18 protein-coding genes are annotated in these 15620 nt (G+C 39.1%); 7 read left to right on the top strand and 11 right to left on the bottom strand.

Going from position 1 to position 15620, the window contains the following annotated elements:
* Positions 1 to 332: 332 nt before the first annotated feature.
* The 5 genes from DS031_RS22345 to DS031_RS22320 form a co-directional block, all read right to left on the bottom strand.
* Positions 333 to 572, bottom strand: coding sequence for a hypothetical protein (locus DS031_RS22345; protein WP_113808383.1), 240 nt, complete (start codon positions 570 to 572; stop codon positions 333 to 335).
* Positions 573 to 849: 277 nt separating this feature from the next.
* A complete protein-coding gene (locus DS031_RS22335) occupies positions 850 to 1047 on the bottom strand; it encodes a hypothetical protein (RefSeq protein ID WP_113808382.1) in 198 nt (65 codons plus the stop codon).
* A gap of 147 nt (positions 1048 to 1194) precedes the next feature.
* On the bottom strand, positions 1195 to 2100 hold the full coding sequence (gene ctaG, locus DS031_RS22330) for a cytochrome c oxidase assembly factor CtaG (protein WP_113808381.1): 906 nt from the start codon (positions 2098 to 2100) through the stop codon (positions 1195 to 1197).
* A 14-nt stretch (positions 2101 to 2114) separates the two neighbouring features.
* On the bottom strand, positions 2115 to 2705 hold the full coding sequence (locus DS031_RS22325; RefSeq protein WP_113808380.1) for an SCO family protein: 591 nt from the start codon (positions 2703 to 2705) through the stop codon (positions 2115 to 2117).
* A gap of 340 nt (positions 2706 to 3045) precedes the next feature.
* Positions 3046 to 3570, bottom strand: coding sequence for a YwhD family protein (locus tag DS031_RS22320; RefSeq protein WP_113808379.1), 525 nt, complete (start codon positions 3568 to 3570; stop codon positions 3046 to 3048).
* Between the two features lie 222 nt (positions 3571 to 3792).
* Between DS031_RS22320 and DS031_RS22315 the strand changes: the two genes are divergently transcribed.
* A complete protein-coding gene (locus tag DS031_RS22315) occupies positions 3793 to 5097 on the top strand; it encodes an NCS2 family permease (RefSeq protein ID WP_113808378.1) in 1305 nt (434 codons plus the stop codon).
* Positions 5098 to 5285: 188 nt separating this feature from the next.
* A complete protein-coding gene (locus DS031_RS22310; RefSeq protein ID WP_113808377.1) occupies positions 5286 to 5702 on the top strand; it encodes a hypothetical protein in 417 nt (138 codons plus the stop codon).
* Between the two features lie 27 nt (positions 5703 to 5729).
* On the opposite strand, the gene DS031_RS22305 is transcribed toward DS031_RS22310, so the two are convergent.
* The 4 genes from DS031_RS22305 to DS031_RS22290 all read right to left on the bottom strand — a co-directional run bounded on the left by DS031_RS22305 (position 5730) and on the right by DS031_RS22290 (position 9417).
* Positions 5730 to 6158 (bottom strand): NUDIX hydrolase, encoded by a 429-nt coding sequence (locus tag DS031_RS22305; RefSeq protein WP_113808376.1) that lies wholly within the window; start codon positions 6156 to 6158, stop codon positions 5730 to 5732.
* Between the two features lie 116 nt (positions 6159 to 6274).
* Positions 6275 to 6778: a YwgA family protein gene (locus DS031_RS22300; protein ID WP_113808375.1), complete on the bottom strand. Its 504-nt coding sequence runs from the start codon at positions 6776 to 6778 to the stop codon at positions 6275 to 6277.
* Positions 6779 to 6790: 12 nt separating this feature from the next.
* Complete coding sequence (locus DS031_RS22295) at positions 6791 to 8083, bottom strand: HD domain-containing protein (RefSeq protein ID WP_113808374.1); 1293 nt, start codon at positions 8081 to 8083, stop codon at positions 6791 to 6793.
* 110 nt (positions 8084 to 8193) lie between these two features.
* Positions 8194 to 9417, bottom strand: coding sequence for a dicarboxylate/amino acid:cation symporter (locus DS031_RS22290; RefSeq protein ID WP_113808373.1), 1224 nt, complete (start codon positions 9415 to 9417; stop codon positions 8194 to 8196).
* A gap of 284 nt (positions 9418 to 9701) precedes the next feature.
* On the opposite strand from DS031_RS22290, the gene lipL reads away from it, so the two are divergent.
* Positions 9702 to 10547: an octanoyl-[GcvH]:protein N-octanoyltransferase gene (gene lipL / locus DS031_RS22285; RefSeq protein ID WP_113808372.1), complete on the top strand. Its 846-nt coding sequence runs from the start codon at positions 9702 to 9704 to the stop codon at positions 10545 to 10547.
* A 103-nt stretch (positions 10548 to 10650) separates the two neighbouring features.
* Here lipL and pta read toward each other — a convergent pair whose 3' ends face one another.
* Positions 10651 to 11622, bottom strand: a complete 972-nt coding sequence (gene pta, locus DS031_RS22280) for a phosphate acetyltransferase (RefSeq protein ID WP_113808371.1) — start codon at positions 11620 to 11622, stop codon at positions 10651 to 10653.
* Between the two features lie 471 nt (positions 11623 to 12093).
* Between pta and hemQ the strand changes: the two genes are divergently transcribed.
* The 3 genes from hemQ to gerQ all read left to right on the top strand — a co-directional run bounded on the left by hemQ (position 12094) and on the right by gerQ (position 13983).
* Entirely contained in the window at positions 12094 to 12840 is a 747-nt protein-coding gene (gene hemQ / locus DS031_RS22275) for a hydrogen peroxide-dependent heme synthase (protein ID WP_113808370.1), read from the top strand.
* Between the two features lie 260 nt (positions 12841 to 13100).
* The gene (locus DS031_RS22270; RefSeq protein ID WP_113808369.1) at positions 13101 to 13523 is read left to right on the top strand and encodes a cell wall hydrolase; all 423 of its coding nucleotides are present in this window, start codon (positions 13101 to 13103) and stop codon (positions 13521 to 13523) included.
* A gap of 37 nt (positions 13524 to 13560) precedes the next feature.
* Positions 13561 to 13983 carry a spore coat protein GerQ gene (gerQ, locus tag DS031_RS22265; protein ID WP_113808368.1) on the top strand — a complete coding sequence of 141 codons (423 nt, stop codon included), beginning with the start codon at positions 13561 to 13563 and terminating at the stop codon, positions 13981 to 13983.
* Positions 13984 to 14030: 47 nt separating this feature from the next.
* On the opposite strand, the gene DS031_RS22260 is transcribed toward gerQ, so the two are convergent.
* Entirely contained in the window at positions 14031 to 14402 is a 372-nt protein-coding gene (locus tag DS031_RS22260; protein ID WP_113808367.1) for a DUF423 domain-containing protein, read from the bottom strand.
* 229 nt (positions 14403 to 14631) lie between these two features.
* Between DS031_RS22260 and DS031_RS22255 the strand changes: the two genes are divergently transcribed.
* The gene (locus DS031_RS22255) at positions 14632 to 15189 is read left to right on the top strand and encodes a beta-class carbonic anhydrase (RefSeq protein WP_113808366.1); all 558 of its coding nucleotides are present in this window, start codon (positions 14632 to 14634) and stop codon (positions 15187 to 15189) included.
* The last annotated feature ends 431 nt before the right edge of the window (positions 15190 to 15620 follow it).

Here is a 15620-nt window from a genome sequence, read left to right as displayed (position 1 = left end):
AAGAATGGTGACAAAATATTTTCGATTGATTCTTTTACCGGTTCAGACTTTGTGAATCACTTCACATGACCATCCGCAATAAAAGGAATTGTTAAAAAGAACAGTAAAAATGCCAAAACTTTTATTTTCAATTCACCTCTAAAATTAGTATAAGTAATATTTTAGAAAATATAAATGATAATGTACTCATATTGTACTGCTTTTCCTCTTCAAAGAATATGAAATTTATCTCAGATTAGTGACAGTTTTATAATTTTCTTTCATCATTATTTTCTCTCATCAGCCCTATAAAAAACTGACCTGAAAGTAAAAAAGCTTTCAGGTCAGTTCTTTTAATGGATTTGATTAATTTCATCACGGAGCTGCTGTGTTCGCTTTGCATTTCCTTCAGCGAAATTTCGGAGCCTTTCTTTCAGTTCATCATTATCATGAATTTGTTCGGCTGTCATCGTATACCGCCGCATCAGTTCATTTTCCACCGCATAGGAGTGTTCCAAAATTTCCTTTAGTCCTTGTTCAGTTAACATATCTTCCCTGTCGCCGTCTCGATCATAGTCACGATTATGATTCATGCTTCACACCTCATTTTTTAAACTAAAACACTATCAGTATAGAGCAGCTCATTTAAATTTATACTTAAAAAAGCTTCCGCCTGGTAAAATTCTTTTTGGGATTAACAGCTCGATCTTACTTTTAACAGGCATTGTTGTCGATTGGAAAGTTATTTGATATGCAGTTATTTGCCAGTGGATTAGTACGAGAGTGTTGGACCTCATTTATAAATTAAGGTTAAAAACAAACGATAAATTTAGTTAGCAAAAAACGATGCACACCAAACGGGTCATCGTTTTAAACCATATAAATAAACAGAAACAGTGCTCCAAAAATAACAATAAAGCTAAACAAATAAATAAAAGATAGTGTTGTAAGTCTGCTTTTTGTTTTTTCTCCGTATTTTTTATCTGTTGAATTAAAAGCAATTAAAAGTGTGCCAATAAGCGCAAATGCAATTACTACAACAACTGCGGCTGTTAAAAATGTGTACATCGATTTCTTCCCCTTTCACAACCGTTTCTCTCTCCTTAGCATAACGCACTTTCGCATCCATTTTTTTTAAAAAGGTGACAGAGAAACGACAAAAAAAGCGTGATTCACTTTTTAGAGTGTCATCTCGCTTCTTTTGATAGGATATCATTAACCACGGTTTCTCATCGCCAGAAACTTCGCGCTTGGATTTAAGTCATATTGATCATTGGCACGCTCTTTTTTCATCCATGCAAAAATCACAACGCCTAATACAGTACCATAAACAATCTCTTGGATAATTTTCATGACAATACCGCCAAGCTGCTGGTCTTCTACCGTATCAAACCAAGAAAACTGCTGCGGCGTTAATCCGTCAAGACTAATTCCTGCCGGCACACAAAACTGCATCACCTGTACCCAAACGGCAGGATCGGTGTATGTTTGGTAAAGAGGTGTTTCTGCAAAAATAATGAGCGCACAGGCCGGTGTAATTAAAATACCGTCCGCAAAAATATAACCAAGCTTTGCAAGACCTGACATATGATCTTTTTCAGGAAGTGGACATAACAGCGGCCACCACATTAAAAAGGCTGTCACAAGCAGCACAGAAACATAGCTAAAATGTAAAAATTCGTTGGCCATAATTTTATCAAACACCATCGGCATATGATAAAACGAGAACAAGCCGTTAAAAATAATCACTGTTAAAAGCGGCTTTGTAATAAAATTCAACACTTTACTAAGTCTAGGCATCCGAAACAGCGGTCTGTACGCCCATGCCGGAATACCGAGCATTAACAGCGGCGGCATCACTAAGAAAAAGATCGCCATCTGCGTCATATGCACACTAAACATAAAGTGGCTGTATATTTCCATCGGACTTCCTTTTGCTGCATATAACGCAAGAAGTCCAAGGAAGAAAAAGAGCTTTTGCTTTAAGGTTGCCGGAGCTGAGTCAGGGAAAAAGCGTCTTAGCGGTCCAATCAGCTCTACATAAAGAACAGCGAGAATTAGCGTCACAACAATCATTTCCGGATTCCACAATGCCCGCCAACCAAAGTATTCAACCCCCATTTAAAAAACCTCCTTTAACGAAGGAGCGTTTTAATTTGTTTTAACGCTTCTTCTTCATTAAACTCTTCGCCCATGCCGAGCTGTGCGCGAATATTGCCTTCTTCATCAACTAAATACGTTTTCGTTGTATGAATAATAAAGTCGCCCTGCTCCTGAACGAAATAATTAAGTGCCCCTGTTACTTCTTTAATTTTTTCTTCCTCATCGCGAATAATAACCCAGCCGCTTCGATCAAGACTCATATTTTTCGCGTATTCTTCAAGACGCTCCACTGTATCGCGTTCTGGATCAAAGGTAATCATTACAAATTCGACTTTGTCGCCAAACAATCCCTCTTCCTTCAGTTTCTCCTGAAGCCACTGCATTTTAACCGTCGTTGTTGGACAAACATCGGGACAATTTAAAAATAAAAACTCGACAAGCCGCACTTTATCTGTTGACTCTGTAAAGGAATATGTTTCTCCTTCAATTGTCTTTAGCTCTGTATTAGGAAACTCTCCATAATACTCAAGGCTTGTTTTTTCGAGAAAAAGCCAATAAAGAAGACCACCAATGATTACGACACCTGTTACTAATAAAAGTCCTGCTTTTTTATCTAATTTCATTGCTGTAAACCTCCAATACTGCTAGTTACATTTACAAGTGTAATGGTGTTCACACTGTTTTACAATGTTGATCCCTTTTATTGTTGTGAACAAACCTCGACAATTCAAAGCCATATTAATGAAATTTGGAAATAATATCACTATTTCGTAAACGTTACCAAACAGGCGTATATTTCCCCACAAAGCAGCCCGAGGTGTCCTAATCCCCCGGGCTGCTTTATGTCCTAGCAATAAAAAAGTGTGTATATGTGTAAAACAAGTGTACGGCTTCTTCCTTAAAAGCTCAAGTGTTTTTAAAAATGTTCAAAAAAGATTCAAAGTTATCTGAAATACCCTCTTGCTATTTTGCTCCTAATGCTTCTTTCAATTCAGCAGATGAATTTTCCCAAAACTCTTTATTATAGCTTTTTAAGAAATCAGCTAAAATTGTTTTTGAGTTCTCATCCATTTCATCAACAATAATTCTGCCTTTGCGAGAACGGTCCATGTTATTTACGTGTACAGGAAGCATTTTATAACCGCGGCGTGCCTCGCGGTCAACAAGCATATCACATGCCCCAAGGCCGCCGTAATACGGTCCATTTTCGCCTTGGAAAATCGTGACCCATACGAGCCAATATAATTTTCCGTTCGGTACTTCGCCTTTATCCGGCAAAAACTTAATTCCTTTTTCAACTTTGCTGCGTGCGTGCATTGCGCCAATATCGATAAACGCTTCCCCTTCTGCAGGATCAACAAATACAGGCGACATGTTATCGAGGGAAAAGGAACCTGCTCCAAAACCGCCGTGACCGTCTGTTGAATCTTTTTTCTTTATAATATTAAATTCTGCCTTTTTATTTCCGCTGTTAAAAAAATCATTCATTTCTTTTTCCTCCTTATACTCCTTACACTCCATACCGCCATCAAGCAGTTTATTAGCTAGCTTTATTTTATCATATTGCTCCTACTTCCTTCATCTTCTCTATCCTCTCAACCCTTTATTATATGAAAAAACAAAAAAACAACATTCACCTCTTGCATTTCCACTAATAAACGAATATTATATTATACGGCAATAAAAATGTTCGTATTTTTGGAGGTTATTATGTTTAAATTACAAGAACACGGAACAAATGCAAAAACAGAAGTACTTGCAGGATTTACAACCTTTTTAACGATGGCTTACATTATTATCGTAAATCCAATTATTCTCTCACAAGCAGGCGTACCGTTTGATACAGTATTTATGGCAACGATTATCGCCACGGTGATCGGCTCGCTTTGGATGGCATTGTTTGCAAACTATCCCATTGCGATTGCACCAGGAATGGGTTTAAATGCTTATTTTGCTTTTTCAGTTGTAAATGGACAAGAAGGCGTGCCTTATGAAATTGCTTTTGGCGCCGTTTTTGTCTCAGGTTTATTATTTGTTATTTTATCATTAACACCATTTCGAGAAAAATTAATTGAAGCAATTCCGGCCAACTTAAAGCACGGTATTACTGCAGGAATCGGCTTATTTATTGCATTTATTGGCTTGCGTTTAACGGGAATTATCGCTGATCATCCCGAAAACCTTGTCGGCCTTGGTGATCTTCATTCACCATCTGTTCTTCTCGCATTAGGCGGTCTTGCGATTACATTAATTTTAATCGCCTTAAATGTAAATCGTGCGTTATTTTTCGGAATGATTATTACGGGGATAATTGCTTACTTTACCGGACAGCTCCGTTTTGAAGAAGGATTTGTCGCACTTCCTGCGGCACCAGAATTCTTTATTTTCGGAAGCCCCCTTCAAGCATTCATGGATGTTGTAAATTACGGATTATATGCGGTTGTTTTCTCATTTTTACTTGTGACAATTTTTGATACAACCGGCACAATGATCGGTGTTGCTGAACAAGCCGGTCTTATGAAAGGAAACAAAATGCCGCGCGCTCGTCAAGCACTGCTCGCTGATTCTGTTGCGACAACAGCTGGTTCCGTGTTTGGGACAAGTCCGACAAGCGCGTATATTGAATCATCATCAGGTGTTGCTGCAGGCGGCCGCACAGGCCTTACAACCGTTGTTGTGAGCGGATTATTTATCCTTGCCGCCTTTTTCGGTCCAATGGTCAGTGCTGTATCAGGAATTGCTGCCATTACAGCTCCGGCATTAATTATTGTCGGCAGCTTCATGATGACAAGCCTTGGAAAAATTGAATGGAATCAATTTGATGAAGCCTTTCCTGCTTTTTTAATTATTTTAAGCATGCCGTTAACATCAAGTATTGCAACCGGCATTGCGCTTGGGTTTATCTCGTATCCACTTCTTAAATTAGTAAAAGGAAAAGGCCGTGAAGTCCATCCTCTTCTTTACTTATTTGCTGTCTTGTTTTTCTATCAGCTTGCCTTTTTACCACACGCCTAACTAAATCATGTCCTCCTCAAAAGGACATTTTGCTGTTTTTGTCCTTTTGCGGGGTCTGACCCCTGCCAAAAAAGACACGTCGTTTTGACGTGTCTTTTTTCCTATTTTTTCAAAATAGGCAGGTTTTCTGTTTACTTCGACAGAAATAGGGAATATCATCATTAAAACTTCAGAAAGGAATGAGGATCATGCCTTATCTTGCCGGAATTTGTATTGGACTCCTTTCATTTTTAACGTATACCCTTTTCAATGCGTTTCACCTCGGTGCAGTCAGCTGTGCTGTCGGAATTGGATGGCTCTCATTTATTATTTTTCATCATTTTATTATGAAAAAAATCGAAAAGAAAAAACCATACAAAACAGCTGTGATTACAATTCTTATCTTTGAAGGTTTTACTGCTTACTCATTAGCGCTGTCAAATCCAATTTCGTTTGACTCCATTTCCTCTTTTATTGTTCCTTATTTCACCTTATTAATCGCAACATTCGTTTATCTGCTCTTATTAATTTTTACAACCTATTTGTTATCAAAGAATATTGTTGGCTGGTTAAAAAGTAAGGTGCAGCATTTCACTAAAAAAGGTCAAGTCAAGCGGTTCACTTAATGGATGCGCTTGACTTGACCTTTTTCTTTAGTCATGATTTGTAAAAGATTTTAAAATAAGATGATGCTGACGTTGGACTGCTTCGGGAAAATCGTAAAAGTGAAAAAACTCATACTCAACTGCTTGTCCAACAATAGAAGGTACAGTTACATTTACAACGTTTGCTGTATATGCAATTGTGAAGTTATATACCTTTGTACCATCATGTTTTTCAAAGAAAAATTCTTCTCCTGAATATACTGCCTGCAGCACTAATGTCCCGATTTCAAGACCTATTGTCTCTTTTATTTTTTCTCTTACCATTTCTTCAATCGAAGCACCCGGCTCATCCATCCATACAAGAGGAAGCTTCCATTCCTGATGAGTGATAGGTTTTTGTAATAAAAAACGTCCAACATCATCCAATATTAAAACCGTTACAACAGGAAGTGCTGAAGCACGTGTGCGTTGGGCCATTTTTTTCATCCTTTTCCATAATAAAAATCAGTGAGTGTCAAATGATATACAGAGGAAGAAAGGTAAGGATATCCTTACCTTTCCCTGCTATTTCTTTATTAAAACACCTAAAATAGTCAGGACAGCACTTTACTAATTGTATCAATATAGCGATACGCTTCTTCAAGTTCTTCTTCCGAATAATTTTGCTTTTTCTTTAACGTAAAGACTTTTTCCTTTACTTCTTCTTTCGAAAGATCGTCAAAGTAGAGCACTGTTGAAACAAGTTCTAGAAACCTTGAGTTTTGTTCATTCATCGTCTGAATTAAACCATTTAATTCAGGCATGTCCAACTTATAATGAGTTAAAAACTTTTCGCCGTCCTCTGTTATTTTATAACGGTATTGATAATAACCGCCTTTTTTCTCTTTTACTTCACTGACCCATCCTAAATTATAAAGCTCTTCGATGCGAAGCGTTAATTCTTCAGAATATGGACCGTAAAAGTGGAATTGATAGCGCTCATGAAATGGAAGACGGAGCTTTTTGGCAATATAAATAATTTTTTGAAGCTTTTTTCGCCCAATAATTTCGCCCGCACATTGAAACACCGTCATCAGCTTAGCGTGATCTTCAAGCACTTTATTCCCCCCTTAATCATTTAAAATTTGCTTAATTTTCTCTTTTGCATCGCGATTTTTTGTCAGATCGTTGATTAAATCTTTTGGATAATATAATTTATGATCGGTGCGCTTTTTCCCTGAAATCGCCTCTACTACTTCTGATTCACGAGATAACTCACGCAGTTCGCCACTTGGCTTTAACAAATGAATTGGAAGACGCTCTCCTTCTTCACCCGGACGATAAAAATCATACGGTAAATCAGAAGACGAATCAACCACTAAATAATAGTCCGGATCAATTCCAGCTTCCTTAAACGTTTCATAAAGCTCGCGCCACTCGTTCATCTGCAGGTTTGGATTAAATTCCACATATTTAAATAAGTTGCGGTTCATAAAGCGGCGGCAGAGGTCTTGTAAAATAGCATCCTCTTCTTCCTGCCAAATTTGGAAATAGTACAGCACCACCGCCTCATCTAGTTTTAAATAATCGGTAAGGGTCACATTTCCCGCAAACAGCGAATAAAAATGAACAGGCTGAAGCTTAAATTGATAACCGCTTTCTTTTAAATGTTTAGCACGGTGAAGAATTTTTGTTAAAATCACTTCCGCACTTCTTGTAACGGGATGAAAATAAATTTGCCAATACATTTGATAGCGGCTCATAATATAATCTTCTACGGCATGCATGCCGCTTTGCTTAATGACAACTTGATCTTCACGCGGCCTCATCACACGTAAAATACGTTCAATATCAAATTGTCCGTAGCTTACTCCTGTAAAATAAGCATCGCGCAGTAAATAATCCATGCGGTCGGCATCAATTTGACTTGAAATAAGACTGACAACAAGCTTATTATCAGACGTTTTCGCAATCACATCGGCTACTTTTTTCGGGAAATCATTTCCCATTTTTCGTAAAATAAGGTTAATTTCCGTATCACCTAAAATAATTCCCCGTGTAAAGTCTTCATGATCAAGATGAAAGACTTTTTCAAAGGAATGTGAAAACGGACCATGCCCCACGTCATGTAAAAGAGCGGCACAAAGACTTAACAGACGATCTTTATTGTTCCATGCCGGACGATCTTGAAAAATATCAATAATGCGGCGCACAATTTCATAGACGCCGAGCGAATGACTAAAGCGGCTGTGCTCTGCGCCATGGAATGTTAAATAAGTTGTTCCTAACTGGCGAATGCGGCGCAGTCTTTGGAATTCTTTTGTACCGATAAGTTCCCATATTAATTGATCACGAACATGGATATAACGGTGCACGGGGTCTTTAAAAACTTTTTCCTCGTTTAACTGTTCATTCATAACCATTCGAAGACTCTCCAATCTACACATCTTAATATTATAGCTTCTCTATCTATAAAATAAAACCTTCTTCCACATGAAAAAAGCCAGACCTCCTAAAGAGATCTGACTTTCTATTATGCTTTTGCCGGCGCATGTTTTTCTTCCGTTTTTGCGACCACTAATGCACAAGATGCATCGCCTGTAATGTTAACAGCTGTACGCAGCATATCAAGTAAGCGGTCGACTGCAAGAATAAGACCAATTCCTTCAACAGGAATTCCAACAGACTGCAGGACCATTGCAAGCATAATCAATCCTACACCCGGCACACCTGCTGTGCCGATACTTGCAAGAGTAGCTGTTACAACAACGGTAACAAGATCCCCCATTGAAAGATCAATTCCGTAGATTTGCGCTAAAAAGACCGTTGCAACCCCCTGCATAATCGCCGTTCCGTCCATATTAATTGTCGCTCCGAGCGGCTGTACGAATGAGCTGACAGATTCCGGTACTTTAAGGCGCTTTTGTGCCACATCCATTGAAATAGGCAGCGTCCCACTGCTCGTTGCTGTACTAAAGGCAACCGTCATGGCAGGGAAAAATTCTTTAAAAAACCAAATCGGGCTTTGTTTCGCTAACAACAAAACCGCTGAACCGTATGTAACGACTGCATGTACGATCAGAGCCACAACAACGACAATAAAATACATAAACATTGATTGAATCGCATCCATACCCGCAGAGCCAATCGCAGAGGCAATAAGCGCAAACGCTCCATATGGCGCAAGACGCATGACAAGCATAACGAGATACATCATAATGTCGTTCCCTTGTTCAATCACCTTTAATGTTGTCTCACCTTTTTTACCTAATTTAACAAGACCAAGTCCGATAAAAACAGAGAAAATAATAATTTGCAGCATCTCACCGTTCGCAAGTGCTTGAATTGGGTTAGTTGGAATCATATTTAAAAATGTTTCCATGACTGGAGGTGCCTCTGCTGCTTCAAAGCTTGCTTCCGCTGTATCAAAAGCACCTTCTTCCCCCGGCTGAATGAGATAAGCAAGACTCATCGCAATCGTAAGCGCAATCGTCGTTGTAAGTAAGAAATAAATGATTGTTTTTGCACCGATGCGTCCAAGCTTCTTCGGATCACCCACTCCGGCAGTTCCAAGGACAATTGAGAAAAATACAATCGGGACAACAAGCATTTTAATAAGCTTGAGGAAAATTTGACCAATCGGAGTTAAAAGATACGTATCGACCGTTGGGAAAATCCCTGGCGCAAAAAGATTAAATATTATACCAGTAATAATACCAAGTATTAACGCTCCGATAATTTTTGCTGTTAACTTCATATTTATTCCCCCTTTATCTTTAAATTTATTCCATTTAATATTGTTCTAGAAAAAACGATTAATTTTAAGAGACAAATAACATTATATCATGAATACGTCTTCATGTTAAAGAATTAATCTCTCCAGAGGAACAGCGCCACTTGTTACAATGTGAACGATGTCCTATTTGCTAACCATAAAAAAATGAGTATTTATTTATACCCAAAACAAGCAAAATAAAAGCATGCTATAATAAAAAAAAGAAAATTTTATAAGATTATAGTAAAAAGTAAGGGGAAACAGCGATGGAGCAAGATACGATTTTATATCAACCGAAGTGGCGGATTATTGATCAATCAACACTTGGACCAAGCTTTGATGCGCTGCAGTCATTTGCAGCAGATGATACACTCTGTTCAAGCGTCGGAAGCGGTGGGGCACCGCCAACAATCCGCACATGGGTACACCACCAGACGATTGTGCTTGGCATTCAAGATACACGCCTCCCATATATTGAAGAAGGAATAGAGTATTTAAAAGCACAAGGCTATCGTGTTATTGTTCGGAATTCAGGCGGTTTAGCGGTTGTACTCGATGAAGATGTATTAAACATCTCAATTTTATTAAAAGAAAAAGAAAATCAGATCGCAATTGATACTGGATATGAAGCAATGGCAGCACTGATTCAAAAAATGCTGCGTCCATACGGAGTGGAAGTGAGCGATGGAGAAGTCGTTGGTTCCTATTGTCCTGGAACATATGATTTAAGCATTCATGGCAGGAAATTTGCCGGCATCTCACAGCGACGCGTAAAAGGCGGCGTTGCCGTGCAAATTTATTTATGTACAAAAGGCAGCGGATCAGCTCGTGCAGCGGCCATTGGTGAGTTTTATAAACGCGCCTCTAAAGGGGAACAAACAAAATTCACATATCCAATCATTCAACCTGAAACAATGGCATCACTTAGTGAATTAACAGGGCACTCTATTGATGTTCAAACGCTTATGCTGAGACTATTTGAAACGATGCAGCAGTACGGCAGTATTTACACTGCTCAGCTGTCACCGCAGGAAAGCGAGCAGTTTCATCATTACTATGACCGTGTGATAAAACGAAACGAAAAAGCACTAGAGAGTGAACCCACTCTCTAGTGCTTTGTTTGTTCATATTCAGCTTGCCAAGTGTGAAACAGCCTGTTCTCGCTTTTACTCTAGTTGAGCACCCAACTCCTTGAGCTGATGCCATTCGTTTTTCTTAGAGAGCCTGCATTGCTGTAATTAATGCAAGCTTGTAGACGTCCTCTGCATTACAGCCGCGCGACAGGTCATTTACTGGTTTATTTAAGCCCTGCAGCACAGGTCCAATGGCTTCATATCCACCTAAACGCTGTACCAATTTATAACCGATGTTCCCTGCTTCTAAGCTTGGAAACACAAATACATTTGCTTCTCCTTTTAACGGTGAATCTGGTGCTTTTTTCATCGCTACCTCAGGAACAAAGGCCGCATCAAACTGAAACTCACCATCTAATAAGAGTTCAGGAGCACGCTCTTTTGCAAGACGTGTCGCTTCTGCTACTTTCTCTGTTTCAGGTGATTTCGCAGATCCTTTTGTTGAAAAGCTCAGCATCGCAATTTTCGGATCAATTCCAAAAATACGCGCTGTCTCTGCACTCACAATCGCATTTTCTGCTAAATCATTGCTGTCAGGCGCAATGTTAATCGCACAATCAGAAAAAATATATTTTTCCTCCCCTTTTACCATTAAAAACGCTCCAGATGTCTTTTTAATGCCTTCTTTTGTTTTAATAATCTGAAGGGCAGGGCGAACCGTATCGCCTGTTGAATGAGCCGCACCGCTCACTAAACCGTCCGCTTTTCCTGTATAAACAAGCATTGTTCCAAAGTAGTTCACATTTTTTAAAATGTTTCGTGCATCTTCTTCTGTTGCTTTTCCTTTACGGCGCTCAACAAATGCCTGAACCAATTCTTCAAATCCTTCATATGTATGAGGATCCAAAATTTCGACACCATCTAACGAAAAACCAAATTTTTCGCCTTTTTCTTTAACAGCAGCTTCTTCTCCAATGACAATTGGCTTTAATACTTTTTCGTCAGCAAGACGGCTTGCCGCTTCTAAAATACGCTCATCCGTACCTTCTGGAAATACGATTGTCGGATTAGCGCTTTGCACTCTCTCAGTTAACCCCGCAAATAAATTGCCCATCAATACGCCTCCTAAATCATCTATTAACACACACACTTATCACACAATTAATCTATAAACATATTTCGACATTATTTTCTACGGTTAATAGCATACTCCTTTTACGAGCAGAACGAAACCTTTTTATCTTATGTAAGCGCTTTTATTTCATTTTTATTATTTTCTGAATAGTTATTATTTATTTCTTCCTTATTATTGTAATCATAAACATCATATTTAAAACATTTTAGAGCATCAAACAAGCTTGATTGAATAATAAAACGTCTTAGTTATTTTTATACGATTGCCCCCCTCTTTATACCTAGACATGCTTAACCTTGCACAGCAACCTTAGAAGTCACAATGGCTGAGTTTCACAAAAACGCTAATGTTAAAAAAGAAGTCAAATAATCAGAAGGTTTGTATTCTGTTTATGCGGCTAAACTATGATATAGTTAGTAATGGATGATTTACATAAAGGAGTGAAAACACATGAGTGAAGCAGCTCAAACATTAGATGGTTGGTATTGCCTTCATGATTTCCGAAAAATGAATTGGTCAGCTTGGAAACAGCTTTCAAGCGAAGATCGCGCCACTGCAATTAATGAGTTTCTAGGTTTTCTAGAAAAATGGGGGACGGTTGAACAGAACAAGCAGGGAAGCCATGCCCTTTATTCAATTGTTGGTCAAAAAGCCGATATGATGATTATGCTTCTTCGTCCAACGATGGAAGAATTAAATGAAATTGAAACCGCCTTTAATAAAACAACCTTTGCTGAATATACGGTTCCTGTTTATTCATATGTTTCAGTCGTGGAATTAAGCAGTTATATGCCTTCAAATGGCACAGATCCAGAAACAGACCCTTACATCCAAGGACGCCTAAAGCCTGAGCTTCCAGAGTGGCAGTATGTTTGCTTTTACCCAATGAACAAACGCCGTGAAGGAAACGACAACTGGTACATGCTTTCAATGGACGAGCGCCGCAGCCTGATGCGCAGCCACGGCATGATTGGCCGCACGTATGCCGGCAAAGTAAAGCAAATCATTACTGGTTCGGTTGGTTTTGATGACTGGGAATGGGGCGTTACGCTGTTTGCCCATGATGTACTTCAATTTAAAAAGCTTGTGTATGAAATGCGCTTTGATGAAGTTAGCGCACGTTACGGGGAGTTTGGAAACTTCTATGTGGGTACACACCTTCCGAAAGAACGTATCGCTAAATTTTTGGCAGTATAATATGAAGTCAGAGAGCCTTAATGGTTTCTCTGACTTTTTTAAATTATTTTCTCCACCTTTCCTTTCTCCTTTACCAAAGAAAAGGTCATTCTTACCTATCACTCTCTATACCTATATTTCTCCCTAAAAAATTCCCCAAAAAGAATCTAATCATAATTCCCTCCTTCCGCTCATAAAATCCCCTAGTAAGACAAACAAGTTTCTCTTTCCCTTATTCCTTTTATTTTCACACCACGTACTTCTTAAAAAGAGGTGGTTCAATGGCGGTTATTGCTTATAATGAGGCGGATGTGAACTTATTGGCAAGACTTTTAAGAGCAGAAGCAGAAGGTGAAGGCGATTTAGGAATGTTGATGGTTGGAAATGTTGGCGTAAACCGTGTTCGCGGTGACTGCCTTGATTTTAAAGACATTCGCTCCATCAACCGAATGGTTTTCCAATCTCCAGGCGGCTTTGAAGCAACACAAAAAGGCTATTTCTACCAAGGGGCAAGAGAAAGAGAAAAAAATTTAGCAAGAAAAGTAATTAAGGGCATGCGCTATCACCCTGCAAGCAACAGTTTATGGTTTTTTAAACCTGGGGGAGCCTGTCCTGCACAGTGGTATGATCAATGGAACAGCGGCCGCTACAAAGAACACTGCTTTTATAAACCTTCAGCCTCAGACTGTCCAACTGTTTATTAATTTTTTAATTTATAAATGAGCATTAAGGAGGGCTTTTATGAATTACTATAATCCAATGTATGGGCAATATCCTAATTATCAATACGGCGGCATGGGGGGAGGACAGCAAATGCCTCCAACACAAGCAGGCGGCACTATTCCAGGTACTCCGGGAGTTCCAGGAGTTCCTGCCGCACCAGGACAGTTGCCGATTGAGCAATCCTATATTGAAAATATCCTTCGCTTAAACAAAGGAAAAGTTGCAACCGTTTATATGACTTTTGAAAACAACCAAAAGTGGAATGCAAAAGTGTTTAAAGGGATTGTGGAAGCCGCAGGACGCGATCATATTGTTTTAAGTGATCCGCAAACAGGAAGACGTTACATCTTACTAATGGTTTATGTAGATTACATTACGTTTGATGAAGAAATTGAGTACAGCTATCCGCTTGACCAGGTAAGTACTTATTCTCCAAGATAAAAAATAAGAGGAGACACAGCACTTGTGTCTCCTCTTATTTTTTTATGTTATAACACTTTGAATGCCGCAAGCACAATCATCAGCCATGACGCTAAGAACGCGAGACCTCCAAACGGGGTAATCGCTCCTAAAATACTAATTCCTGACATGCTTAATACATATAAACTGCCTGAAAATAAAATAATACCAATAAACATAAGCCAGCCTGCCCATGTAATGATAGAAGTGGCTGCAAACTTCTCTGCCAATAACGCCACAAGCACTAATCCTGCTGCATGAAACATATGGTACTGCACACCTGTTTTATAAACAGCTAACATCTTCTCACTAAGCTTTCCCTCTAAGCCGTGAGCACCAAATGCACCGAGTGCGACCGCTAAAAAGGCATTCAATGCTCCTATTATTAAAAAGATCTTCATGTTTTTCGACTCCTATCCCGCTTATCATTCTTTCATGTTCATCATAAACAAAAGCTGAATAAAATTCCAACATTCTTATCAATTGTAGCAAACTCTTCACATTTTTCTTTCTATCTTTAACACTTTAAATGTAAGAAGACCTCACATTAATTTTTACAAATCAAATAGTTATGATAAAATAGTAGCGTTACTATTCTGAATTTATTTTAGCAAAGGAGTAGAAAATCATATGACATTACTAGATCAAATTCTTGAGCATAACGAACAATTCGTCGCAAAGAAAGAATACGAAAACTATCAAACAACAAAATTTCCTGATAAAAAGCTTGTTGTTTTATCATGTATGGATACACGCCTTGTTGAACTATTACCGCGTGCAATGAACTTCAGCAACGGTGATATTAAACATGTTAAAAATGCAGGAGCTATCGTTTCTCACCCATTCGGAAGTATTATGCGCAGCATTCTTGTTGCGATTTATGCGTTAAAAGCGGATGAAGTATGTGTCGTTGGACACCATGATTGCGGGATGGGAAGCATTAACCCTTCAGCAATTCTTGATGAAGCAATTAATCGCGGCGTTTCTGAGGAGATAATTGCAACAATGGAACACTCAGGAATTAATCTTCATGACTGGTTAAAAGGATTTAACAGCGTAGAAGAAAGCGTACAAAATAGTGTGGAAATGATTAAGAATCACCCACTTCTCCCAAGCGGCATATCCGTACACGGCCTTGTTATTGATCCAAAAACAGGACGACTTGATAAAGTAGTCGAAGGGTATTAAGAAAAGCGGAAGGTGCCTGGTTATCGGCGACAAGCATAAGGTAATCCGTCCAGAAGGCGTTTTTTGCCTTCTGGACGGATTACCTTATGACCTCGAGCCGATGGCACCTGCAGCTGGACATGATAGAAAAGCGGAAGTGCCTGCTCACCCCCGACAAGCAAATGTTCTTGCGACAAAAAGGTGCTTTTTTTCTTTATGGCGTAAGGTTATTTGACTCGAGGGGGTAGGCGCTGCAGCTGGACAATAATCAAAACCACCAGTGTGAACTGGTGGTTTGCTCTGCGGCTGAAAGCCTCTGTTACCGGCCTGGGCCTAAAAGGCCCGCTGAAAGGGTTTCCCTTCTGCACCACATTCACTCACTAATTCTAAAGAATTTCTTTAGTTCTTCCGATTTTTCTCTCCCGTAAATGGGTCATATTCTTCGAACAATG

The sequence above is a fragment of the Bacillus taeanensis genome (assembly GCF_003318295.1).
Classification (GTDB): domain Bacteria; phylum Bacillota; class Bacilli; order Bacillales; family UBA6769; genus Maribacillus; species Maribacillus taeanensis.
The sequence above is the reverse complement of the archived record's forward strand: the minus strand, read 5'-3'. Positions and strand labels throughout refer to the sequence as shown.

What these genes read in the sequence shown, in the direction of transcription:
- gerQ (WP_113808368.1), top strand. Translation starts at nt 13,561, where the DNA reads ATGAATTACTATAATCCAATGTATGGGCAATATCCTAATTATCAATAC.
- DS031_RS22305 (WP_113808376.1), bottom strand. Translation starts at nt 6,158, where the DNA reads ATGGCCCAACGCACACGTGCTTCAGCACTTCCTGTTGTAACGGTTTTA.
- DS031_RS22345 (WP_113808383.1), bottom strand. Translation starts at nt 572, where the DNA reads ATGAATCATAATCGTGACTATGATCGAGACGGCGACAGGGAAGATATG.
- DS031_RS22270 (WP_113808369.1), top strand. Translation starts at nt 13,101, where the DNA reads ATGGCGGTTATTGCTTATAATGAGGCGGATGTGAACTTATTGGCAAGA.
- ctaG (WP_113808381.1), bottom strand. Translation starts at nt 2,100, where the DNA reads ATGGGGGTTGAATACTTTGGTTGGCGGGCATTGTGGAATCCGGAAATG.
- DS031_RS22315 (WP_113808378.1), top strand. Translation starts at nt 3,793, where the DNA reads ATGTTTAAATTACAAGAACACGGAACAAATGCAAAAACAGAAGTACTT.
- DS031_RS22290 (WP_113808373.1), bottom strand. Translation starts at nt 9,417, where the DNA reads ATGAAGTTAACAGCAAAAATTATCGGAGCGTTAATACTTGGTATTATT.
- pta (WP_113808371.1), bottom strand. Translation starts at nt 11,622, where the DNA reads ATGGGCAATTTATTTGCGGGGTTAACTGAGAGAGTGCAAAGCGCTAAT.
- DS031_RS22335 (WP_113808382.1), bottom strand. Translation starts at nt 1,047, where the DNA reads ATGTACACATTTTTAACAGCCGCAGTTGTTGTAGTAATTGCATTTGCG.
- DS031_RS22320 (WP_113808379.1), bottom strand. Translation starts at nt 3,570, where the DNA reads ATGAATGATTTTTTTAACAGCGGAAATAAAAAGGCAGAATTTAATATT.
- DS031_RS22260 (WP_113808367.1), bottom strand. Translation starts at nt 14,402, where the DNA reads ATGAAGATCTTTTTAATAATAGGAGCATTGAATGCCTTTTTAGCGGTC.
- DS031_RS22310 (WP_113808377.1), top strand. Translation starts at nt 5,286, where the DNA reads ATGCCTTATCTTGCCGGAATTTGTATTGGACTCCTTTCATTTTTAACG.
- DS031_RS22295 (WP_113808374.1), bottom strand. Translation starts at nt 8,083, where the DNA reads ATGGTTATGAATGAACAGTTAAACGAGGAAAAAGTTTTTAAAGACCCC.
- hemQ (WP_113808370.1), top strand. Translation starts at nt 12,094, where the DNA reads ATGAGTGAAGCAGCTCAAACATTAGATGGTTGGTATTGCCTTCATGAT.
- DS031_RS22255 (WP_113808366.1), top strand. Translation starts at nt 14,632, where the DNA reads ATGACATTACTAGATCAAATTCTTGAGCATAACGAACAATTCGTCGCA.
- lipL (WP_113808372.1), top strand. Translation starts at nt 9,702, where the DNA reads ATGGAGCAAGATACGATTTTATATCAACCGAAGTGGCGGATTATTGAT.
- DS031_RS22325 (WP_113808380.1), bottom strand. Translation starts at nt 2,705, where the DNA reads ATGAAATTAGATAAAAAAGCAGGACTTTTATTAGTAACAGGTGTCGTA.